This is a genomic window from Methylotenera versatilis 7 (genome assembly GCF_000799165.1).
In the GTDB taxonomy this organism is placed as follows: domain Bacteria; phylum Pseudomonadota; class Gammaproteobacteria; order Burkholderiales; family Methylophilaceae; genus Methylotenera_A; species Methylotenera_A versatilis_A.
In genome coordinates, this window is the sequence record NZ_JUGF01000002.1 from 686,564 (window position 1) to 708,987 (window position 22,424).

The following is a 22,424-nucleotide window of genomic DNA, read 5'->3' on the forward strand; positions in this document are numbered from 1 at the left end:
TTAATGCTTAAATAATTGTGAAAATTGTTGAGAGGTAGATTTTACGTCATCCGCACTAAAAATGGCTTGAATAAGGGCAATTGCATCTGCACCTGCCTGTATGGCTTGCGACGCATTTTGCAAATCAATACCACCGATGGCGACACTTGGAACATTTAATTCAGCTCGTGCGCGCTTAAACAAGCTCAAATCTGCCACAGGCGCATTTGGCTTGGTGTTAGAAGCAAAACAAGCACCAAATGCCACATAATCTGCACCTTGATTTTGTGCAGTTAATGCCAGATCAAAACGGTTGTAACAAGAAGCACCTAATATTTTATTAGCGCCTATTCTGATTCTAACTTCTGTCAAATTGCCGTCATCTGCACCCAAATGCACACCATCTGCATCTAAGGCTAAACATAATTCTACAGAATCATTAATAATTAGCGGCACATTAAACCGCCTGCACAAAGGCAATAGGGCACTCGCCTGTTGGGTTAGTAGCTGATGACTGGCTTGTTTATTGCGATATTGCAAAATATCAATACCGCCTTGCAAGGCCGCCTCTACTTTTTTAATCAGCAAATCGGTATCGCCAATATCAGGCGTAATCGCATAAAGTCCGTTAATGCTGAATAAATGGGACTTTTTCATCTGCGTCCGTATCATCGTCACGCGCCCAAAAAAAGCGGTCAGGGATAAATTGCCCCATGCCTGGACGGAAAGCATTTTTGAGCGTTTGCCAAGTGTACTCTTGCGCCTCTTGAATCGCCTCTTCCATACTCAAGCCATGTGCCAAACACGCCGCAATTGCGCTGGTTAATGTACAACCAGAACCATGATAACTACCGGCAAGCCGTTCCCAATGGTAGGCTCTAATCAGTCCACTTGCACCAGATGGACTTGTGCCGTAAAGCGAATTGACAACATCTGTACTACGCTCGTGCGTGCCAGTAATTAACACGTATTCCGTACCCAATTCCAATAGGCGCTGCGCCGCTTCTTCAAGTGAAGTATTCTGAACCTCATCGCCCTCATCGTAAAACGCTAAACGGCGAGCCTCTATGCTATTCGGCGTAATTAATGTGGCTTGGGGGAACAGCAACTCAGTCATCGCTGCCTGCATTTCTTCATTTGCCAGCTCGTCACCACGACCAGACGTTAAAATTGGATCAATCAACAACGGCACATCAGGATAATCCGCCATAATTTCAGCGATTACCGCAATATTTTCTACGCTGCCTAGCAAACCTAACTTAAATGCAGACACCTGCACATCTTCCAAAATCGTGCGCGCCTGATCATTAATCCAATCAGAATCTAGCGCCATCACGCTTTCAACACCGACTGTATCTTGCACGGTAATACCTGTTACTACTGACAGCGGATGGCAGCCAATACTGGCCAAAGCCAGTATATCTGCCTGTAAACCTGCGCCACCGCTGGGGTCTGTGGCAGCAAACGTTAAAACGGTTGGTGGAGTTGGTGTCATTACACTCTTTCTTGGAGCGGCTGGCGAGAATCGAACTCGTGTATCAAGCTTGGGAAGCTAGCGTTCTACCATTGAACTACAGCCGCAAATATAGTCATTTAGCTAAAGCGTCATTTTACTGCGTTTTTGCAGCAGATGCAGATTGAACCATAAATAGAGTCTTAAAACTCTAACGGATCAATATCCAGACTCCAGCGGATTTTTGCAGCCAGTGGCAAGGCGCTAATTTGTGGCATCCACATTTTAAGCAAACGCTGTAAGGCAACACGACTATTTGCCTGCAATAATAACTGCGCACGCTCCAAACCTTTCAAACGCTCCATTTGTGGACGTATCGGATCATAAATCATCACTTCACTCTTAAGCAGTCGCGCAATATTAATAGCTTGATTGAGAAATTGCTGCACTTGCGCATAATCATTGGCTTCTGCCCGCAGAAGTGCAAAAAAACTCACCGGAGGAAACTGCATAATTTGCCGCTCTTGCAAGCACTCATTGGCGAAACTGACATAATCCTGCGCACGCAAAGTGTGAAAAAGTGCATGCTGAGGAAATGCAGTTTGTATCAATACTTCACCAGCCTTTTCAGCGCGACCAGCACGACCAGCGACTTGCATCAATTGGGCAAATAAGCGCTCTCCAGCACGAAAATCGTGGCTGTATAACGCACTGTCAGTATCAATCACGCCAACTAAAGTCAAATTTGGAAAATCATGTCCTTTAGCCAACATTTGTGTACCAACCAAAATATCAATTTCCTGATTGTGCACTTGGGTTAACAAATCCGTCAGTGCGTTTTTATTACGCATGCTGTCACGATCCACTCGCGCAATTCTGGCGGCGGGCAGCAAAGCTTGCAGCGTTTGCTCCAATCTTTGCGTCGCCTGCCCAATTGGCCGCATATCGGCATTGCCACAACTTGGGCATTGCACAGGAATTTTTTGCTCATGCCCGCAGTGATGGCATTTCAGTCTTTTTTGGCTTAAATGCACCACCAGCCTTGCAGAACAACGCGTACAAGGCGCAACCCATTGGCAGGCATTGCAGTGCAAAACGGGCGCATAACCACGCCGATTAATAAATAACAGACTTTGCTCGCCTTTGCTTAAGCGTTCGCGCAAAGCCTTGATGAGCAGAGGCGACAAACCATTTTCAGTAGGAGATTTTGCAATATCGACACAAAATATATTCGGCAAAACAGCATTTTCAACCGCGCGTTGCGTAAGGCTTAATAAGCCATATTGCTGCTTTTGTGCATTTTTATGCGTTTCGTCTGGCGCGCTTGTTGCATTGAACCAAGTCTCTAAAGAAGGTGTAGCGCTGCCTAAAATAATGGGAATATTCAACTGTTTGGCACGCACCATCGCCACATCGCGTGCATGGTAACGCATGCCATCCTGCTGTTTATAAGAGCTATCATGCTCTTCATCCATCACAATCATTTTCAGATGCGGCATAGGCGTAAATACGCTTAAACGTGTGCCAATCACAATTTTTGCTGCGCCAGAACTGGCGGCAAGCCAGTTTTGTAAACGCTCACTTTCACTTAAATTACTGTGCAGCGTAACTAAGGAAAATTGACTTAAGCGACTTCTGAAACGTGCCTCCAACTGTGGCGTTAAGTTGATTTCTGGCACCAACACCAAAACCTGTGCACCAATTCCTTGGGCATTTTTTTGGTTAAGTATTTGTTGTAAAACCTGAATGTAGATTTCAGTTTTTCCGCTACCAGTAATACCAAATAGCAGCCAAGGCTTAAATTTGTGAGTAAGCGCTAACACACAATTTATGACTTTTTCTTGCTCAGTATTTAATTGTGGCGCATTTGCAGATGAGGGCATCGAGGCTTTAATTGCCAGCACTTCTTGTGTGCTGACCATATTTAACTGCACTAGCTCGGCAATAGCCTTGCGCCAGCCAGTTGATACCAAACCAAGCTCTGCTTCGGTCATATTTGGCTGGCCTCGCAACAACGCAACGATGCGATGCATTAAGACCTTGCGCGCTGGAATTTGACTTACGTCCGCATCATCAGCCAAGGAGTAAGCAAATTGTTTACGCGAAACCGCCGGCTTAATTTGGCGCAACCGCAATGGCAGCGCCGATATCAAAGCTTGCCCCAACGGATAGTGATAATAATTGGCGCAAAACTGCAGCAATTTAAACGTATCCTTATCAAACACCACGTCATCAAAAACATGTGAAACTGACTTTAATTTTTCTATCGGATAATCGGATGTTTGCGCGATGCCAACCACCACACCAACCAAATTGCGCCCAGCAAAAGAAACCACAACTCGGCTACCAACATGCGCGACAAAATCGCCGTTTAAATAATCGAAAGTTCGATTTAACGGTACATCCAACGCAATATTTAAAATAATGGGCGGCATATTGATATGCTTATTTAGCCAGTCTAAAGACTAGCTTAGATTAATAATCCTGCTTGAGTTAAAATACTGCTTTTGCATTATTTGCTTAGTGTTTTTTAGTACTATTTGATGATTATTCTGAAAGTTTAACTGACCTTGAAAGCCCATTTAACCAAATTACTTACCAGCGCCGCTGACAGCATAGGCGCAGATATTGCCGAAATCAATATTGTGCTTGAGCGTCCAAAATCAGCTGAGCATGGCGACTTTTCCAGCAATTTGGCTATGGTGCTCGCCAAATCTTTACGCAAAAATCCGCGCGAATTAGCGACCAGTTTAATCAATGCCTTGCCACAAAGCGAATATATCGCAAAAGCAGAAATCGCAGGCGCAGGATTTATCAATTTCTTTTTGAATGCGCAATCGAAACAAAGCGTCATCGGCGAGATTTTGCTGCAAGGCACACAATTCGGGCGCAATAACGCCGGCGAAAATGCAAAAGTACAGGTTGAGTTTGTATCTGCGAATCCAACCGGGCCTTTGCATGTAGGCCACGGACGCGGCGCAGCAGTCGGCGATTGTTTGGCACGTTTACTGGATGCCAATGGCTGGAATGTGACACGTGAATTTTATTACAATGACGCTGGTGCGCAAATTGATAATTTAGTGATTTCGGTGCTGGCGCGCGCGAAAGGCATCGCAGTCGATGGCCCAAGCTTTCCTGAAAATGGCTATCGCGGCGATTATATTGTCGATATTGCCAATGCTTACTTGGCAAAAAACACAGTAGTGGCGGATGACATGCAGGTCACCGCCAGCGGCGATTTGAATGATACGGAATCTGTACGCGCATTTGCTGTGGCTTATTTGCGGCACGAGCAAGATTTGGATTTAAAAGCTTTTCAAATTAAGTTTGATGTATTTTCATTAGAAAGCGCGTTGTATAGCACTGGAAAAGTAGAAAATACAGTACAAAATTTAATTAAGAGTGGTCACACTTACGAGCAGGACAATGCACTTTGGCTCAAAACCACTGACTTTGGCGATGACAAAGACCGCGTGATGCGCAAAAGCGATGGCGGTTATACCTATTTTGTGCCTGATGTGGCTTATCATCAAGACAAGTGGGCGCGCGGCTTTAAACGTGTGATTAATGAACAGGGCGCCGATCATCACAGCACGATTACTAGGGTTAGGGCTGGTTTACAGGCTTTAGATGTAGGCATTCCAGCCGCCTGGCCAGATTATGTATTGCACCAAATGGTCACCGTGATGCGCGGTGGCGAAGAGGTCAAATTATCCAAACGTGCTGGCAGCTATGTCACTTTGCGTGATTTAATCGACGAGGTCGGCTGTGATGCAACACGATATTTTCTGGCAGCGCGTCGTGCCGATTCACAATTAATCTTTGATATTGACTTGGCACGCGCACAAACCAACGATAATCCTGTCTATTACATTCAATATGCGCATGCGCGCATTAATAGCGTGTTAACACAGTGGAACGGTGAAATTGCCAGCCTAAAACAAGTCGATTTAAGTCCACTTAACATGCCAAATGAGGCAAAATTGATGCAGCGTTTGAGTGAGTATCCTGAAGTGGTGAGCGATGCCGCAACCGAACTGGCACCGCATACCATTGCTAATTATCTAAAAGAGTGCGCAGCCGATTTGCACAGTTACTATAACGATACAAAATTTTTAGTAGAAGATGAGTCGACTAAATTGGCGCGTATGGCGTTAATCGCGGCAACACAGCAAGTGCTGAAAAATGGTTTAGATTTATTAGGTGTCAGCGCGCCGAATAAAATGTAAGCAGATTTAAATATAAACGTTATAACAATGTTAAGAAACAAGGCATATTAAGGATGCAAGATGAGTAAAGATTATAAACCTGCCGCACGCAAAAACAGCAGCAGCAAAGGCAGCCCATTTTTCACAGGCTTGTTAGTTGGATTGTTGCTGGGTGTTGGTTTGTCAGTTGGCTTAACCATGTACATTCAAGGTTCTGACAGCCCTTTCAGCGACACTAAGGTAACCAGACCAAACAAGGACATGCTGTCTGAAAAACTGCCAAAACAAAAAATAGCCACCGAAAGTGCTTTGCCGGCAGAAGAAAACCCTGATGCAGCGACCCAAAAGAAAACCGACGATCAATTCGATTTTTATACCATTCTGCCGGAAACCGAAAGTACGGTAACCGAGAAAGAAGTAAAAGATAATGCATTAACGGTCAAAAAAGATAGTTACTTTTTACAAATCGGTGCATTTCAAAATGAAGCCGATGCAGACAATATGAAAGCAAAATTGGCTTTGCAAGGTTTTGAAGCGGTAGTGCAAACGGCCAGCATTCCAGAAAAAGGTGTTTGGCATCGCGTGCGCGTTGGGCCGTTGAGTGATATTGATCAAATCAATAAGATTAGAGGCGATTTAACCACAGGCGGCTTTAACACCGATTTAATTAAGGTGCATACTGAAACTAAAGCGCAATAACTTGTCATAATAATCTGTCATCTTTTTAGCTTTATTAAGCGTTGTTAAAATTGCTTTATTGCCTCAAAAATTAACTGTGTTAAATAATCAAATTTTTAAATTAAATATTTCAAAGTAAATTAGGATCCATCCATGAAAAAGTTTTTAAGTATATTAATGTTGTTGTTAAGCACTTCTGTTGCAGCCGAACCAAAACCAGGCGCAGAGTTTGATGCGGTCGCACAACAAATCAGCACTGACGTACCAGCCAAAATTGAAGTGATGGAAGTGTTTTGGTATGGCTGCATTCATTGTTACCAAATGGAAGCGCCTTTAAATGCTTGGGTTAAAAAATTACCAGCCGATGTTTATTTTAAACGCATGCCGGCACTACCACGTGCTGACTGGGCGCCGATGGCAAAAGCTTATTTCGCGATGGAAACGTTGGGCGTTCAAGAGAAATTACATACACAATTGTTTGATGCGATACATAAACAAAAAGTGTTAAACCCAACCGATGAGAAAGCGACTATTGATTGGATTACCAAAGCTGGTGGTTTGGATAAAATCAAGGTAGAACAAGCGTTTAAATCATTCACAATCAATACCAACTTAAATCGCGCTGCCCAAATCTTCCGTGCATCTGGCGCAACTGGTGTACCAAGCCTGATTATTGATGGTAAATTCATTACATCCAGCAGTAGCAGCGGCGGCAATGCAGAAGCACTAAAAGTGGCTGATTATATTATTGAAAATGTACGTAAACAAAAAGCCAGCCAAACTACCCAAGCACCAGCTGCAAAAAAATAGTTCGGGCATTTACCAAGTCAGAAGCGTTATAAAGCTACTATCTAAAAACTAGATTGGCCAATTTTGCATTAACCACTAACCCGCTGATGTTCACGCACAGCGGGTTCTTTATGCGCTAAACTTAACGCCAATATGCAAAAAATATTTATTACAGGTGCATCTAGCGGCATTGGCCAAGCATTGGCGTATAAATACGCAAAGCGCAATCAACATACCGGCTGCATAATTGGACTCGCTGCTAGGCGAAGTGAGCACTTACAAGAATTGGCTGATAATTTACAAAGCCAATACAATACCACCTGTAGAATTTACCCTTTGGATGTTCGCGACAGTTTGGCATGTCAATTAGCTGCGCAAGATTTTATACAGCAATATGGCGCACCCAATATTGTCATTGCAAATGCAGGCGTCAGTCGCGGCACGCTCACAGAACTCCGAGAGGACATACCCGCTTTTCAAGCCGTGATGGACATTAATGTGATGGGCATGGTGCACACTTTTCAGCCATTCATTAAAGCAATGATTAATGCCGCAAAGCTTAACTCTGCAAACAGCAGTGAAACTGCACAATTAGTTGGTATTGCCAGCGTGGCGGGCATACGCGGCCTGCCGGGTGCAGGCGCTTATAGCGCAAGCAAAGCCGCTGCCATTAGTTATTTAGAAAGTTTACGGATAGAAATGGCCGCACAAAATATTGCTGTGACGACTATAGCACCTGGTTATATTCGTACTGCGATGACGGATGTTAATCAATATAAAATGCCATTTTTAATGGATGCAGACATTGCCGCGACCAAGTTTGTGAATGCCATTGCAGCCAAGCGCCGCTTTGTAGTCATCCCCTGGCAAATGGGATTTGTCGCAAGACTGATGCGTTTTATCCCGCCATTTTTATGGGTTTGGGCAATGAAAAAAGCGCCACATAAGCCGCGACTTGACTGGGATTGGCTGTAATCCAGTTATCGTGTGTAAGGCTTAGCCGATTATGCCTTCCATGCTTTTGCGCGAACATTCGCAACGATGACTTTTCTAAGCTATAGTTTGTATGAACGATTTAACTAGAGCGTGACTAAAATAACCTAAGCTTGTGCCCATGCATGAAATATCCGACCTGATTGCCTGTGAGCAATGCGATGCTGTTTTTCAAAAGCTATCTTTGGCTAACGGTGAAATTGCGCGCTGCACGCGCTGCGGTGCCGAGATGGATCGCAATGCCCAACAGCGGCGCAATCACCTGCTGCCATTAACCATAGCCAGTCTTATCATATTTGTGATTGCCAATACTTTCCCTATAGTGGAAATGGAATTGCAAGGTTTGCATAGCCAGACAACATTAATCGGCGCAGTTTTATCACTAGCTACTGAAGGTATTTCGATAGTGGCATTGCTGGTGCTGGCGACGACTATTTTGTTTCCGTTTATGCAGATGCTGATTTTGTTCTACCTATTAGTGCCATCCAGAAATCCCGATAACCCACTTGGTCATCGACCTGGTTTTAGCTTGTTAATACGTGTGATGCAGATGCTACGGCCTTGGGGCATGGTAGAAGTGTTTCTACTAGGCGTGCTAGTTGCACTCATCAAACTATCCAACATGGCAACTATTATCCCCGGCATCGCCTTGTGGGCATTCTGTATGCTGACCGTTATGCTCACCGTTGTGGTGTCGTTCAACCCGCGTTATCTGTGGCAACTGGAAGAGTCCGGACAGTAATAGCATGCTGAAGACATATCGCAACATTGCCACGCAAGATACTGCAGATAACATGCATTTTAATACTGCCACCAGCATGGGTTTGTTATCTTGCCATCAGTGCGGCAAACTATGGAAAGGCGCAGAGCAGGGCGAACGTTGTGGACACTGCAATGCCACGCTGCATATGCGTAAACCCGATAGTATTAACCGCACTTGGGCACTGCTGATTGCAGCGTGCATTATGTATATTCCGGCCAATATGATGCCGGTGATGATTACGAGCACCTTTTTTGAATCGCATCAGGACACCATTCTGAGTGGCATTATCTTTTTCTGGGTGTCAGGAGAGTGGGGCTTGGCGGCCGTGGTTTTTATCGCCAGCTTTCTGGTACCTTTGCTTAAACTCGCATCATTGTTTATATTGGTCATCAGCGCGCAGCAGAAAAGCCCTTGGCGGCAACTGGAACGCGCTAAATTATATCGTATGATAGAACTGATTGGGCGCTGGTCCATGCTGGACGTATTCGTCGTCTCATTGCTGGTCGGTTTAGTGCAATTGCAAGGATTTGCCCAGATAACCGCAGGTATAGGTATAGTGGCTTTTGGCGCAGTAGTGGTGTTAACCATGCTGGCTTCGATTAGCTTCGATCCGCGCCTGATTTGGGATACTGAAACTTCTCATAACGATGCACCACAGATTGCAATATCTGAAATCACCAGTACTGGCATTGCCGCAGCACAAGAAAGCACATAATGAGCGAAGAAGAAATTAAACAAAACTCTACGGCCAGCTTCCCTTCACCAAAGCGTGAGCGTCAACGTGACTGGTTACCATCGCTGGTGTGGCTGATTCCAATTCTTGCCGCCATAATCGGTATCGCGCTTATGGTAAAAATTCTGGTTGATCGCGGCCCAGTTATCACAATCTCATTCCGTACTGCTGAAGGTTTAGAAGCGGGTAAAACCAAGGTGAAATACAAAGAAGTTGATATTGGTGAAGTGCAGACTATCACGCTAAGTAAAGACCGCTCACAAGTGTTGGTAAGCGTACAATTATCCAAAAATGCTGAAAGTTTCACTGCCGTAGACACGCACTTTTGGGTGGTGAGGCCAAGACTAGGTGCTTCTGGCATTTCCGGGTTAGGTACCTTACTATCGGGTGCCTATATCGGCGCAGATGCGGGAACCTCAGAAGACACGACCAAAAAATTTACCGGCTTGGAAGTGCAACCCACGGTTACGCGCGATGCTTCGGGTAAGCAGTTTAAGCTGCATGCAGACGACCTGGGCTCGCTGGATGTAGGTTCGCCTATATTCTACCGCCGCATCAAAGTTGGTCAGGTGTCCGCATATGATCTGGATGCAGACGGCAAGGGCGTCACGCTACGTGTCTTTATTAATACGCCATATGATAAATTCGTTGGTACGAATACACGTTTCTGGCATGCCAGCGGATTAGATATTCAAGTCAATTCTGGCGGGTTTAAAGTGAATACACAATCGCTGGCTACTGTGATTCTGGGTGGATTGGCATTTCAATCGATAGATGATAGCCCTGGCACACTGTCCAAGGAAGGCACGACATTTTTATTAGCCCAGAACCAAAGCCAGGCATTTCAAGAGCCAGATGGTCGCTCCCTCACCGCAGTGCTACACTTTAATCAATCGGTACGCGGTCTAACACCTGGTGCAACGGTCGATTTCCGCGGTGTCGTGTTGGGTGAGGTTAAATCGGTAGGCATTGAATACGATCCTAAACGCCGTGAATTCGATATGCCTGTGGTTATTGAGATTTATCCAGCAAGGTTGGGACGTAAGTTTGCCAAAGATCAAGCTCAGTCACCTTACACACAACAGCAACGAATTCAGTTTATGGTCAGTCGTGGCTTACGTGCGCAGTTGCGTACTGGTAACTTGCTCACTGGCCAACTTTATATTGCACTCGATTTCTTCCCGAAAGCGCCCAAGGTGACGATACAAGAAAGTGCACAGATTGAACTGCCAACACTCCCCAACGGGTTGGATGAGTTGCAGACGCAGATTTCCACCATTGCTACCAAACTCAGCAAAGTACCGTTTGAACAGATTGGTCAGGATTTGCAAAAATCATTGGCAACATTGAATAAGACCTTGAATAGTGCGGAAAAACTAGCGCAAACATTAAACCAGGATGTTGCGCCAGAAGTAGCCGCAGCCATGAAAGATGTACGAAAAACGCTGGACAATGCCGATCGCACATTGTCTGAAGATGCACCATTGCAGCAAGATTTACGGCAGACTCTGCAAGAGTTATCGCGCGCAGCAGCGTCTATGAAAGTACTAACCGATTATCTTGAGCAACATCCTGAGTCATTGATTCGCGGTAAAGCGCTAGATAATCCTTAAAAATAATCAGTAGGTCTAAACAACTAAACCCACGCAAAAGGCATTAATGCCGTTTTATATGGAAAAAGTAACAGGTAAATGGAAAAAATCAGATGAATTTCACCAAATATACAGTGTTAATGTTGGTATTGACGGCTATGTTAACCGCCTGCGCAACAACCACAACAACCGTGCGTTTTTATACCTTAGCCAATAACACCCCAGCAAAAAATCCAGCTGCAAACTTGCCTACCAACGCGCCAATTGCCATTGAGGTTTTACCAGTAAAGGTGTCAGAACGCTTAAAACGGCCACAGCTAGTGATTACCACCAACAACTCTTCTCAACTGAAGATTCTGGAACAGGACCGCTGGTCTTCATCATTCAATGACGAACTGCAGGATGCTTTTGTCGGCGGCATCACAAGCCAGTTAAATGCTATAGATATTTCACGTGGTGGTCGTACAGAAAATCAGCCGACTTATCGCATTGCCATTGGGTTACAGCAATTTAATGCTACACCAGGTGAGCAGGTACAAGCCAATTTTGGCTGGACAATTACGCGTCTAGATGCTGGTGCAGGTTCTGCTGACAAGCGTACGCTATCGTGCCAAGCCGCTATCAGCAAAACGGTAGGGAACGACGTAGATGCTGTTGTAAAAGGCGTGCAAGGAGCGGTGGCAGATGTAATACAGGCAATTTCTGTAAATGTCAGCAGTCTTAATAGAGGTGAAGAGGTTAAATGCAGTAGCTAATGCAAAATCAAATATGTGCCCAATAAAAAAGGCTAACGCATTGTTAGCCTTTTTTATTATTCAGCAACTGCAATTACCATGCAGGTTAAGTAATCGTTTAATACTTAAATCTAGCGAGTAATTGGCTTATAACGAATGCGTTTAGGTTTAGCGCCTTCTTCACCCAAACGTTTGCGTTTATCCGCTTCGTATTCCTGATAATTACCGTTAAAGAATGTCCATTGCGATTCACCTTCTGCCGCCAAAATATGCGTGGCGATACGGTCTAAGAACCATCTATCATGGGAAATCACCAACACACAACCTGCAAACTCCAGCAACGCATCTTCCAGCGCACGCAGGGTTTCCACATCCAAGTCGTTTGATGGCTCATCTAGTAGTAACACATTGCCGCCGGAAATCAGTGTTTTAGCCAAGTGCAAGCGTCCGCGTTCACCGCCAGAAAGTTGACCAACGATTTTTTGCTGGTCGCCGCCTTTAAAGTTGAAGCGACCAATATAAGCGCGCGATGGCGTCTCATAACGACCAACCGTTAAGATATCTGAACCGCCTGAAATCTCATCAAATACGGTTTTGGCATCACTTAACGAATCACGACTTTGGTCTACATAAGCCATTTTGACCGTCTGGCCGATTTTCACTTCGCCGCTATCTGGCTGCTCTTTACCCGTAATCATTTTAAATAGCGTCGATTTACCCGCGCCGTTCGGGCCGATAATACCGACAATCGCGCCAGCTGGAATACTGAAGCTCAAGTTATCAATCAATAAACGGTCTTGAAAGGCTTTACTTACGCCATTAAATTCAATCACTTGGTCGCCCAAACGCTCACCGGCAGGAATAAAAATCTCCTGCGTTTCGTTACGTTTCTGGTATTCGGCACTGGCTAGTTCTTCATAACGTGCGATACGAGATTTACTTTTGGCCTGACGTGCTTTCGGGTTTTGGCGCACCCATTCCAATTCCGTGTTTAAGGCTTTACGGCGTGATGACTCTTGCGATTCCTCAAGTGCCAAACGTGCTTGTTTTTGGTCTAACCAGCTAGAGTAATTGCCTTTCCAAGGGATACCATGCCCGCGATCAAGCTCTAAAATCCACTCGGCTGCATTATCAAGGAAGTATCTATCATGCGTTACCGCTACGACTGTACCTGTAAATCGTACTAAAAATTGCTCTAACCATTCCACAGATTCTGCATCCAGATGGTTGGTTGGCTCGTCTAGCAGCAACATATCGGGTTTTGATAATAGCAATTTACACAAGGCTACACGGCGTTTTTCACCACCAGATAATGGGCCGATTTTTGCATCCCAAGGCGGTAAACGCAGCGCATCAGCGGCAATCTCTAACTGTGTGCTTAAATCTGACCCGCTGGCAGCGATAATATTTTCCCACTTGGCTTGTTCTTCCGCCAGTTTGTCAAAATCGGCATCTGGCTCTGTATAAGCCGCGTATACAGCCTCTAACATTGCCTGCGCCTGCATCACCTCACCCATGCCGCTTTCTACTTCTTCACGCACGGTTTTTTCTGCGTCAAGCTGCGGTTCTTGTGGCAAATAGCCAATCGTCATATTCGGCTGCCATTGCACTTCGCCTTCAAACTCTTTATCGGCATTCGCCATAATGCGCAATACAGTCGATTTACCGGAGCCATTTAAACCCAGCAAACCGATTTTTGCACCCGGGAAAAAAGATAAAGAGATATCTTTGATGATTTGCCGTTTTGGCGGCACGATTTTGCTCACGCGGAGCATAGACATTACATATTGAGCCATAGCAATCACTTACTAATTTGAAAGAATGAAAGCTTAACAGAAAGCAGGCTTAACCGGTAAGCAGGGCAGGTGCGTGTATGGGTATAATGCCATCTACTCAAATAGGCTTTAACAATCATCATGGCACTTAAATCTACCATCTATAAAATTGACCTGAACATTGCCGATATGGACAGGCAGTACTACGCGCAACATAGCTTAACGCTGGCCAAACACCCGTCAGAAACCGATGAGCGCGTGATGGTGCGACTGATTGGTTTTGCGCTGTATGCCACCGAAACGCTTATTTTTGGCAAAGGCTTAAGCGATGACGAAGAACCTGATCTATGGCAGAAAGATCTGACTGGTGCGATTGAGCTGTGGATGGATGTTGGCTTACCGACAGAAAAGGATATTCGCAAAGCGGCAGGACGCGCCAAGCAAGTTATTGTCGTTTTATACGGTGGACGCATTGCCGATATGTGGTGGACACAAAACAGCAAAGCCGTATTGAAAATTAACAACTTAACGGTGATTAACCTGCCAGAAACGCAAGAGCTGGCTGGCATTGCCAACAGAGGCATGCAAATAAGCTTAACGATTCAAGACAGGCAAATATTGGTAAGCCATGATAGTGGCAGCTTTGATATTACGCCAATTATTTTAAAAGAACCCAGCACTTACTAACACGTACTTACCGTGTAATCTGACAAACTTACAAGACATATATCGATAGCGTTAATGGATTCCATTTCTGAGACTCTCCAGCTTTGCACTTAGAGTACCCAGTTATTGAACACCAACATTTCACCATCCCAAGCACAGAAAGTCTTGATGGCGCGTTTTTTAGGCGCAATTTTTGAGTTGGCTTTTGAAGACTTCTGTTCAAAACGCAGTCCTAGCCACAGGCTCCCATTCAGAATGTCTGATATGAGCATTTAACCGTTGCTGTATTTTTTGTGCTGTTTTATGTAATGCAATTGGATGTTTTGAGCCAAAGTAGTTAACTCTCTCAAAAAAACAAAGGGTTCATCATGCGATTTCTGTGTGGATGCTTTTTAAATTGTTCTATAAAACTTTTTAGTCGAGCAGTAGCATTAGTCATATTTCAGTCATGATAAAATCAAATAATGGTTAAATTAAAAATGAACACAAAGCAGTCAATTGACTAAAAACAGTCAAATAATTCACTTTTACCGAAAACACATTCCTGCATTTGAGTGTGTGCCTGGGTGCCATGACTGTTGCGGCCCAGTTACTGCCTCTTCTGAAGAGGTGGCAAAGCTGCCGATTAAAACAGAAGCAGAACATAAAGTTGCTCTAGCGCAGTATAGTTGCCCATATCTTGGCAAAAATGGCTGTGAGGTATATGGTGATCGCCCTTTAATTTGTCGTTTGTTTGGCACTACACCAAGTCTGCCATGCCCGAATGGCAAGAGGCCTATTGAACTGACTGATCCAAAAATCGAACTGCAAATTCATCAATTTCTTACAGAAACTCGCCAAGTATTACTTTAGCAAGCCATTTCGCACTCTTAGTGCGCATTAATCTGTTTTATACCGCACAGCTATAATCAAATACATCTTCTCTTAATTCAACTCCACAAGCTTCCCAAAACTGCTGGGCAATTAAATTATCACGTTTAACCAAGCAATGAATTTTTTGAATGCCTTTTTAATGGCATTTACTGCAGCATTTACTAACTTAGTGCCGATACAACGTTCGCGATAATCTGGTTTAACTGCCAGTGATAGAGATAACCTCGCCAAGCCTTCAGGCATGTCAGTTTGTCGTACCGCAATGTTTCCAGCGGTCTCCCAAAGCTTGATGGGTTTAAGGTAGTCAGCTTCTCTAATAATGGGATCCAGCACAATAGACGGCCTCATTTTTGATCTATTCATGGATGGGAATGCGTGCTAACTGCTCAGGTGTGCCATATTGCTGCACATAATCTCGAATCATCTGGCGTATGACTTGTGATGAAGTGATGTCACGCCTAGCGCAGATCTCCTCAAAGATCTGTTTTTTAGTGGGATCAATAAGAAGGGTGAGACGGGCGGTACGGTTTTCCATAAGCATTCTATCTTTCATTTAATGTTAATATTATGTTAATATAATTAACATCAAACAGCAAACCAAACTTTTAACATGATTGCAATACTAGAAGCCAAACATGCCGGCCTGCTATCCAAGGAGCATTGGTTAAACAATATACTCGCGGGTGTGATTGTTGGTGTTGTGGCACTGCCATTGGCAATGGCCTTTGCGATTGCTTCTGGTGCCAAACCTGAACAAGGCCTTTACACAGCAATTGTAGCTGGAGGACTCACTTCTTTATTCGGTGGTAGCAGATTACAAATCGCTGGGCCAACAGGTGCATTTATTGTGATATTGGCAGGCATCACTGCTAAATATGGCATCCAAGGATTACAAGTGGCAACCTTGATGGCGGGGGTCATGTTGATGTTGATGGGTCTTGCCAAACTGGGTGGGGTTATCAAATTTATTCCTGACCCAGTGATTGTTGGCTTTACCAGCGGCATTGGTGTGATTATCTTTGTTGGTCAATGGAAAGATTTTTTCGGCATCACGCCAATAGCGGCCGAGCATTTTCATGAAAAGTTCTGGCATTTGATACAAGCACTACCTAGCTTGAACATTGAAACCACTGCACTTGCATTATTGACGCTTGCGGTGCTTATATTGTCACCAAAGGTCTTTAAGCGCACCCCTTCACCGCTCGTAGCGATGGTAGTTGCAACAATAGTGCAATGGTATTTTCATTTTGACAGCGTGGCCACGATAGGTAGTGCGTTCGGTGGCATTCCACAAAGCTTGCCACACTTTCAAATGCCCTCAATGACATTTTCTGACGTACTAAAATTGATTGGCCCTGCGTTCACAATCGCGCTGTTGGGGGCAATTGAATCCCTGCTTTCAGCCGTCGTCGCTGATGGCATAGCTGGTACTAAGCATAACTCTAATCAGGAGTTGGTGGGTCAAGGTATTGCCAACGTCTTTTCACCGTTGTTTGGCGGTTTTGCTTCTACTGGTGCCATCGCTCGCACGGCTACGAGCATTCGCAATGGCGGTACTAGCCCATTGGCCGGATTAGTCCACGTAGTCACACTACTCATTATCATATTAGTTCTTGCACCTTTAGCCACACATATCCCGCTATGCGCACTATCGGCTATTTTGTTCGTGGTAGCTTATAACATGAGTGAGTTACATCGTTTTTCTCACATGGTGCTTACCGCACCAAAGTCGGACATAGCGGTACTGCTTATCACTTTCCTGCTCACAGTGTTTGGTGATCTGGTAATTGCCGTTAATATTGGCGTGCTTTTAGCTTGCTTGCTTTTTATGAAGCGCATGTCAGAAACAGTTGTCGTTGAAGAGCAAATACAAAAAGAACTTATTGCCGAGACGGGTAATACTGATTTTAAAACACCACCAAATACAGTGATATTTAGCATAGAAGGACCTTTTTTCTTTGGAGCGGCACAACACTTGGAAAGCGCGCTAGAAAGTGCGCATAAACATGCTGATATACTTGTATTGCGGTTAGGCAGGGTGCCTTTTATTGATGCCACAGGCATGCAATCACTTGGGGATTTATTAGATGCCTGCAGGCGACATAACACTCGATTGGTGTTAAGCGAGGCAAGACCCAATGTTTTTGAAAAACTAAAAGTAGCGGGGCTGATCGGACGAATTGGCAAAAATAATGTGTTAACAAAAATAGATGACATTAACTCTCTGAATGAAGGACTTTAATGACTAATAAGGCGCTAGTTATACTGGATACCCAAAATCAACCTTTTGATATCGATGCTTTTATGGCTGTGAGAAATCTAATGGCCGAGTATTGCCATACCTGTTCCGATGCATTGCATGCAATTAAATCAACCCGTTACCGTTGCATTGTTGTATCAACAGATATGCAAAAAGAAAATCCCGTTGAAATTATTCGCGCTCTACGCAATTTTGAAAATGAAACAGGTCTATCTCCGATGCCAATATTAGCCGCAGGTAAAGCACGGCTATTGACGCAGTCGGAAATTGGTCGTCTAAATATCAGCGCACAAATTCACTCGCATCATTTGAAGTAATAAATCAGAAGTTTTGAATAACCCAATAAAGGAAACTGCCATGAGTGTTAAGCACGACATATTACTTGATGCGACTGATGAGGATTGCCCAATGCCAATGGTTCATAGCAAAAGCGCTTTGGATACGATGAGTTCGGGCCAGATTCTAAAGCTGATATCAAATAAAGTAGGCTCGATTAACAATATTAGAACTTTAGTAGCCAACAACCCATACGAGTTGCTAAGTGAATATAAAAGCGAAGATGGTTTTGTTTTTCTGATTCAAAAAAACTGATTCTTTTAACATCTTAAATTTAAGGAAGTATGTATGAATAATTTACCTAATTGCCCCCAATGCAATTCTGAATATACTTATGAGGATGGCAATATTTATATTTGCCCTGAATGTGCGCATGAGTGGAGCATGGATACGAATGCAGTCAGCGCTGAGGAAGTCAAAGTAATCCGAGATGCGAATGGCAATATACTGCAGGACGGCGATACAATCACCGTCATTAAGGACCTCAAAGTGAAGGGCTCTTCTTTAGTCGTCAAAGTCGGCACCAAGGTTAAAAACATTCGCCTTGTAGAAGGCGATCACGACATTGATTGTAAAATTGATGGTATTGGCGCAATGAAGCTAAAATCTGAATTCGTTAAGAAAGCTTAATCCAATAAGAAGCTTTTCGTAGTCAGTCAGATACGATACAACTTTATTTGCTAGACCCAACATTATTTATTACATACTGATGGCATGGACTTCAATCTCCCCCTTACTCGACCGTCACACTCTTAGCCAAATTCCTAGGTTTATCCACATCCGTGCCCTTCAATAACGCCGCATGATACGCCAGCAATTGCACTGGAATTGTATGCAGAATAGGGGAGAGTATGCCCACATGGCGCGGAGTGCGGATGACATGCACGCCTTCTGACTCTGTAAAGTGACTATCCGCGTCAGCAAACACAAACAGCTCGCCGCCACGCGCTCTAACTTCTTGCATGTTAGATTTGACTTTTTCCAGCAAGGCATCATTTGGCGCAATCACGACTACTGGCATATTGTTATCCACCAGCGCCAACGGGCCATGTTTAAGCTCACCTGCCGGGTAAGCTTCTGCATGAATATATGAGATTTCTTTCAGCTTAAGTGCGCCTTCCATGGCGATTGGGTAGTGCACACCACGGCCTAGAAATAGCGCGTGTTCTTTGTCGCCAAAGCGTTTTGCCCATTCGCGGATCTGTGGCTCTAGATTCAGCGCAAATTGTACGCTACCGGCTAATTGACGTAGTGCACCTAAATATTCTGACTCTTTTTGAGTGTTAAGTAGGCCTTTTTGTTTAGCCAAAGTGGCGGCTAATACAAATAAAGCGACTAATTGCGTGGTGAATGCTTTGGTAGATGCCACACCGATTTCCGCACCTGCACGCGTGTAGAAAACCAATTGCGATGCGCGTGGAATCGCACTTTCCTGTACGTTGCAAATACTTAAGCTTAATGCTTGGCCTAACGATTTCGCATGCTTCAGGGCCTCCATCGTATCTAAGGTTTCACCCGATTGTGAAATAGTTACGATAAGTTGATTAGGATTCGGCACCGATTCGCGATAGCGGTATTCGCTGGCGATTTCAACGTTGCAGGGCACCTTCGCAATGCCTTCTAACCAATACTTGGCTGTTAATGCAGCGTAATAGCTAGTGCCTGCGGCCAATATCAGGATGCTATCTAACTGATTAAATACTTTTGCTGCACTTTTGCCAAACAGTTCCGGCCTGAACGCGCCATCGTCGATTAGCGCCTCAATCGTGTCATTCAATGCAACAGGCTGCTCATAGATTTCTTTTTGCATAAAGTGGCTGTAAGGGCCAAGTTCTAAACTGGCCAAGGAAACATCACTGGTATGCACTTTGCGTGTGGCTAATTCGCCATCTTTGCCGTAAATGGTGACAGCATCGGTTGTTAACGTGGCAACATCGCCATCCTCTAGATAAATCACTCTGCGCGTCACAGAAAGCACCGCAGAAACGTCTGAAGCGATAAAGTTTTCATCGCTACCCAAGCCAACTAATAGTGGGCAGCCTAAACGCGCGCACACCATTAAATTAGGCTGGTTCACCGCAATTACGCTGATAGCAAATGCGCCTGTTAATTTAGCAATGGCTGCTTTAGTGGCTGCCAATAGATCGGGCGATTTTGTATAGTAATAATGAATTAAATGCGCGATGACTTCAGTATCGGTTTGCGAATGAAACTCGTAACCAAGTGCTTTTAATTTTGTGCGTTGCTCATCATGGTTTTCAATAATGCCGTTATGTACAACGGCAATTTCTGGATTTGACTGCGCGGGTGAAACATGCGGATGCGCATTATTTTCAGTCACACCGCCATGCGTTGCCCAGCGCGTATGACCGATGCCAACCAAGCCCGTCAAATTAGCGTCGATTGCCTTTTCTGTCATTGCAGACACGCGCCCAACTGCACGCACGCGTTCAATTCCATTGTTATTGAGCACCGCAATACCAGCCGAATCGTAACCGCGATACTCCAGCCGACTTAAACCTTCGATCAGCGTTGATACGACATTTCGTTTAGCAACTGCGCCTACAATTCCACACATATGGTTTCTTTCAAATTCTGAATGTTGTATTTACTGCAATAATTTCAAAGTTAACTGAGCTAATCTTTTTTTATTTTGACTGGGCGCTTCCAGCCCGCAATCGTTTTCTGTTCTTTAGCGCGGCAAAAGGTTAATGCATCTGCTGGCGCATTCTTTGTAATCGTTGAACCGGCGGCAATCGTGGCATTTTTGCCAATGGTAACAGGTGCTATTAACTGCGAATCGGAACCAATAAATGCGCCATCTTCAATAACGGTTCTAAATTTATTCGCACCATCGTAATTACAAGTGATGGTACCTGCACCAATATTGACGTTTTTGCCCACCGTGCTATCACCTACATAACTTAAATGGTTAATCTTGCTGCCAATATCCACTTGCGCATTCTTAAGCTCTACAAAGTTGCCAACGTGCGTATCTGCCGCCAGTGTAGTGCCTGGCCGTAAGCGCGCATATGGCCCAATGCGACTATTTGCGCCAATTTCAGCGTCATCAATATGTGTAAAAGCAGCAATTTGTGTACCAGCCGTAATAGTTGCGTTCTTAATCACGCAACTGGCGGCGATTTTTACGTTATCGCCTAAAGTGACATTGCCTTCAAATACACAATTCACATCAATTTCCACATCGCGACCGCAGCTAAGCACACCGCGAACATCCAGGCGGGCAGGGTCTTTTAACGTGACGCCTTGTTGTAATAATTGTTGCGCAATACGCACTTGATACACGCGCTCAATCTGGCTTAAATCCACTTTAGAGTTAATACCTGTAACGGACCATTCATCCAGTGTAATTTCTGCGATGACATCTACTTTATCTTTAACAGCAAGCTCAACGATATCGGTTAAATAATACTCACCCTGCGCATTGTTATTACTTAAACGACTTAACCAATTTTTAAGATGAATATTCGGCATCGCCATTATGCCGGTATTCACTTCAGTGATCTGTCGTTGCGCGTCCGTCGCATCTTTATGTTCAACGATTGCCGTGACTAGATGATTGTTGCGAACAATGCGGCCATAGCCGGTTGGATCGGCCTTATTAAAGGACAAAATCGCCAGTTGATTATTGGCACGTTCAATTAGTTTTTTACAGGTTTCCACATCCACCAAAGGCACATCGCCCAGCATAATCAAACTATTAGCTTCTGCATCCAAGTAGGGCGCTGCCTGCTGAACCGCGTGACCTGTACCTAATTGTTCAGCCTGGCTCACCCAGTCTATATTCTCATGTGCAAATGCCTCCCGCACTGTTTCGCCGCCATAGCCATATACAACAATGATCTTTTGCGGGTTTAAGGCTTTTGCGCAATCAATCACATGCGCCAAAATTAGCTTACCGCCTATTTCGTGCAACACTTTTGGCTTGTTTGAATGCATGCGCGTGCCTTTGCCCGCTGCAAGGATAACTATGTTTAATAGATTCATCATTTTTATAGGGTTTTGATGTGCTTTAATTAAGCGCGGTTTGATTAGACATGTGATTATAAAGTATAACAAAAAAGGCAGCCTAAGCTGCCTTTTTGCTGATGTTAGCTTAGCGCTAATGCTTCATGACTTAGTGTGTTTTACGCAGACGTTCAATCGCATGAATTTGTGCCATTGCTTCTGACAATTCAGCTTGTGCCTTCGCATAATCCATATCTGAAGTGCGATTTTTCATCGCTTCTTCAGCAGCTAGTTTAGCGGCAATTGCTTTTGCTTCATCTAAATCGTGACCACGTACTGCCGTATCCGCCAACACTGTGATGAAACCTGGCTGCACCTCTAATAATCCACCAGAGATAAAAATCAACGTTTCTTCAGCTTCATTAGTTTGCTTAATACGCAATGCACCCGGTTTGATAGTTGTAATCATTGGTGCGTGATTTGGGTAGATACCCACTTCACCAGCACTGGCAGGTGCAACCACAAACTCAGCTTCACCTGAGAATATGCTTTCTTCTGCGCTTACTACATCGATATGAACAGTATTTGCCATCATTTATCCTTAAACTATTGTCAATAAACTA

The 22,424-nt window shown here is 44.4% G+C and carries 24 protein-coding genes and 1 tRNA gene; 14 read left to right on the top strand and 11 right to left on the bottom strand.

The window, feature by feature from the left end; all coding sequences use genetic code 11:
* The 4 genes from thiE to K370_RS07275 all read right to left on the bottom strand — a co-directional run bounded on the left by thiE (position 1) and on the right by K370_RS07275 (position 3,867).
* Positions 1–636 carry a thiamine phosphate synthase gene (gene thiE / locus K370_RS07260; RefSeq protein WP_047540300.1) on the bottom strand — a complete coding sequence of 212 codons (636 nt, stop codon included), beginning with the start codon at positions 634–636 and terminating at the stop codon, positions 1–3.
* Positions 608–1,474, bottom strand: a complete 867-nt coding sequence (thiD, locus tag K370_RS07265; RefSeq protein WP_047540302.1) for a bifunctional hydroxymethylpyrimidine kinase/phosphomethylpyrimidine kinase — start codon at positions 1,472–1,474, stop codon at positions 608–610. The genes thiE and thiD overlap by 29 nt, the downstream gene beginning before the upstream one ends.
* A gap of 12 nt (positions 1,475–1,486) precedes the next feature.
* Positions 1,487–1,560, bottom strand: a tRNA-Gly gene (locus K370_RS07270).
* Positions 1,561–1,635: 75 nt separating this feature from the next.
* Positions 1,636–3,867 carry a primosomal protein N' gene (locus K370_RS07275; RefSeq protein ID WP_047540309.1) on the bottom strand — a complete coding sequence of 744 codons (2,232 nt, stop codon included), beginning with the start codon at positions 3,865–3,867 and terminating at the stop codon, positions 1,636–1,638.
* A 135-nt stretch (positions 3,868–4,002) separates the two neighbouring features.
* On the opposite strand from K370_RS07275, the gene argS reads away from it, so the two are divergent.
* The 8 genes from argS (at position 4,003) to K370_RS07315 (ending at position 11,943) form a co-directional block, all read left to right on the top strand.
* The gene (gene argS / locus K370_RS07280) at positions 4,003–5,661 is read left to right on the top strand and encodes an arginine--tRNA ligase (protein WP_047540313.1); all 1,659 of its coding nucleotides are present in this window, start codon (positions 4,003–4,005) and stop codon (positions 5,659–5,661) included.
* 60 nt (positions 5,662–5,721) lie between these two features.
* Entirely contained in the window at positions 5,722–6,339 is a 618-nt protein-coding gene (locus K370_RS07285) for an SPOR domain-containing protein (RefSeq protein WP_047540316.1), read from the top strand.
* A gap of 132 nt (positions 6,340–6,471) precedes the next feature.
* On the top strand, positions 6,472–7,128 hold the full coding sequence (locus tag K370_RS07290; RefSeq protein ID WP_047540319.1) for a thiol:disulfide interchange protein DsbA/DsbL: 657 nt from the start codon (positions 6,472–6,474) through the stop codon (positions 7,126–7,128).
* Between the two features lie 132 nt (positions 7,129–7,260).
* The gene (locus tag K370_RS07295; RefSeq protein WP_047540321.1) at positions 7,261–8,082 is read left to right on the top strand and encodes an SDR family oxidoreductase; all 822 of its coding nucleotides are present in this window, start codon (positions 7,261–7,263) and stop codon (positions 8,080–8,082) included.
* Between the two features lie 139 nt (positions 8,083–8,221).
* Complete coding sequence (locus tag K370_RS07300; protein WP_047541776.1) at positions 8,222–8,842, top strand: paraquat-inducible protein A; 621 nt, start codon at positions 8,222–8,224, stop codon at positions 8,840–8,842.
* Between the two features lie 4 nt (positions 8,843–8,846).
* Positions 8,847–9,578: a paraquat-inducible protein A gene (locus K370_RS07305; RefSeq protein ID WP_052185199.1), complete on the top strand. Its 732-nt coding sequence runs from the start codon at positions 8,847–8,849 to the stop codon at positions 9,576–9,578.
* Positions 9,578–11,209: an intermembrane transport protein PqiB gene (locus tag K370_RS07310; protein ID WP_047540324.1), complete on the top strand. Its 1,632-nt coding sequence runs from the start codon at positions 9,578–9,580 to the stop codon at positions 11,207–11,209. Before K370_RS07305 ends, K370_RS07310 begins: the two co-directional genes overlap by 1 nt.
* Before the next feature lie 92 nt (positions 11,210–11,301).
* Entirely contained in the window at positions 11,302–11,943 is a 642-nt protein-coding gene (locus tag K370_RS07315) for a PqiC family protein (protein ID WP_047540327.1), read from the top strand.
* A 110-nt stretch (positions 11,944–12,053) separates the two neighbouring features.
* Here the strand turns inward: K370_RS07315 and ettA are convergent, their stop codons facing one another.
* A complete protein-coding gene (gene ettA / locus K370_RS07320) occupies positions 12,054–13,718 on the bottom strand; it encodes an energy-dependent translational throttle protein EttA (RefSeq protein ID WP_047540329.1) in 1,665 nt (554 codons plus the stop codon).
* Positions 13,719–13,838: 120 nt separating this feature from the next.
* Between ettA and K370_RS07325 the strand changes: the two genes are divergently transcribed.
* A complete protein-coding gene (locus K370_RS07325; RefSeq protein ID WP_047540332.1) occupies positions 13,839–14,384 on the top strand; it encodes a YaeQ family protein in 546 nt (181 codons plus the stop codon).
* A gap of 89 nt (positions 14,385–14,473) precedes the next feature.
* Here K370_RS07325 and K370_RS12235 read toward each other — a convergent pair whose 3' ends face one another.
* Entirely contained in the window at positions 14,474–14,635 is a 162-nt protein-coding gene (locus tag K370_RS12235; RefSeq protein ID WP_160255839.1) for a hypothetical protein, read from the bottom strand.
* A 226-nt stretch (positions 14,636–14,861) separates the two neighbouring features.
* Here K370_RS12235 and K370_RS07330 point away from each other — a divergent pair, with 226 nt between their 5' ends.
* A complete protein-coding gene (locus K370_RS07330) occupies positions 14,862–15,215 on the top strand; it encodes a YkgJ family cysteine cluster protein (protein ID WP_047540335.1) in 354 nt (117 codons plus the stop codon).
* A 111-nt stretch (positions 15,216–15,326) separates the two neighbouring features.
* Here the strand turns inward: K370_RS07330 and K370_RS07335 are convergent, their stop codons facing one another.
* Together K370_RS07335 and K370_RS07340 are read right to left on the bottom strand one after the other, a co-directional pair.
* Positions 15,327–15,599, bottom strand: coding sequence for a hypothetical protein (locus tag K370_RS07335; protein WP_047540338.1), 273 nt, complete (start codon positions 15,597–15,599; stop codon positions 15,327–15,329).
* Positions 15,592–15,771, bottom strand: a complete 180-nt coding sequence (locus K370_RS07340) for a ribbon-helix-helix protein, CopG family (RefSeq protein ID WP_047541781.1) — start codon at positions 15,769–15,771, stop codon at positions 15,592–15,594. Before K370_RS07340 ends, K370_RS07335 begins: the two co-directional genes overlap by 8 nt.
* A 75-nt stretch (positions 15,772–15,846) precedes the next feature.
* On the opposite strand from K370_RS07340, the gene K370_RS07345 reads away from it, so the two are divergent.
* Genes K370_RS07345 through K370_RS07360 form a run of 4 tightly spaced genes read left to right on the top strand, consistent with a single transcriptional unit; the run spans position 15,847 to position 18,462 of the window.
* Complete coding sequence (locus K370_RS07345) at positions 15,847–17,478, top strand: SulP family inorganic anion transporter (protein ID WP_047540341.1); 1,632 nt, start codon at positions 15,847–15,849, stop codon at positions 17,476–17,478.
* On the top strand, positions 17,478–17,813 hold the full coding sequence (locus K370_RS07350) for a hypothetical protein (RefSeq protein WP_047540343.1): 336 nt from the start codon (positions 17,478–17,480) through the stop codon (positions 17,811–17,813). The genes K370_RS07345 and K370_RS07350 overlap by 1 nt, the downstream gene beginning before the upstream one ends.
* Before the next feature lie 40 nt (positions 17,814–17,853).
* Positions 17,854–18,087 (top strand): sulfurtransferase TusA family protein, encoded by a 234-nt coding sequence (locus K370_RS07355; RefSeq protein WP_047540345.1) that lies wholly within the window; start codon positions 17,854–17,856, stop codon positions 18,085–18,087.
* 33 nt (positions 18,088–18,120) lie between these two features.
* On the top strand, positions 18,121–18,462 hold the full coding sequence (locus K370_RS07360; protein ID WP_047540347.1) for a zinc ribbon domain-containing protein YjdM: 342 nt from the start codon (positions 18,121–18,123) through the stop codon (positions 18,460–18,462).
* 103 nt (positions 18,463–18,565) lie between these two features.
* On the opposite strand, the gene glmS is transcribed toward K370_RS07360, so the two are convergent.
* The 3 genes from glmS to K370_RS07375 form a co-directional block, all read right to left on the bottom strand.
* Complete coding sequence (glmS, locus tag K370_RS07365; protein ID WP_047540349.1) at positions 18,566–20,410, bottom strand: glutamine--fructose-6-phosphate transaminase (isomerizing); 1,845 nt, start codon at positions 20,408–20,410, stop codon at positions 18,566–18,568.
* Positions 20,411–20,469: 59 nt separating this feature from the next.
* A complete protein-coding gene (gene glmU / locus K370_RS07370) occupies positions 20,470–21,840 on the bottom strand; it encodes a bifunctional UDP-N-acetylglucosamine diphosphorylase/glucosamine-1-phosphate N-acetyltransferase GlmU (protein ID WP_047541783.1) in 1,371 nt (456 codons plus the stop codon).
* Positions 21,841–21,970: 130 nt separating this feature from the next.
* Positions 21,971–22,393 carry a F0F1 ATP synthase subunit epsilon gene (locus tag K370_RS07375; protein WP_047540351.1) on the bottom strand — a complete coding sequence of 141 codons (423 nt, stop codon included), beginning with the start codon at positions 22,391–22,393 and terminating at the stop codon, positions 21,971–21,973.
* Positions 22,394–22,424 lie beyond the last annotated feature (31 nt).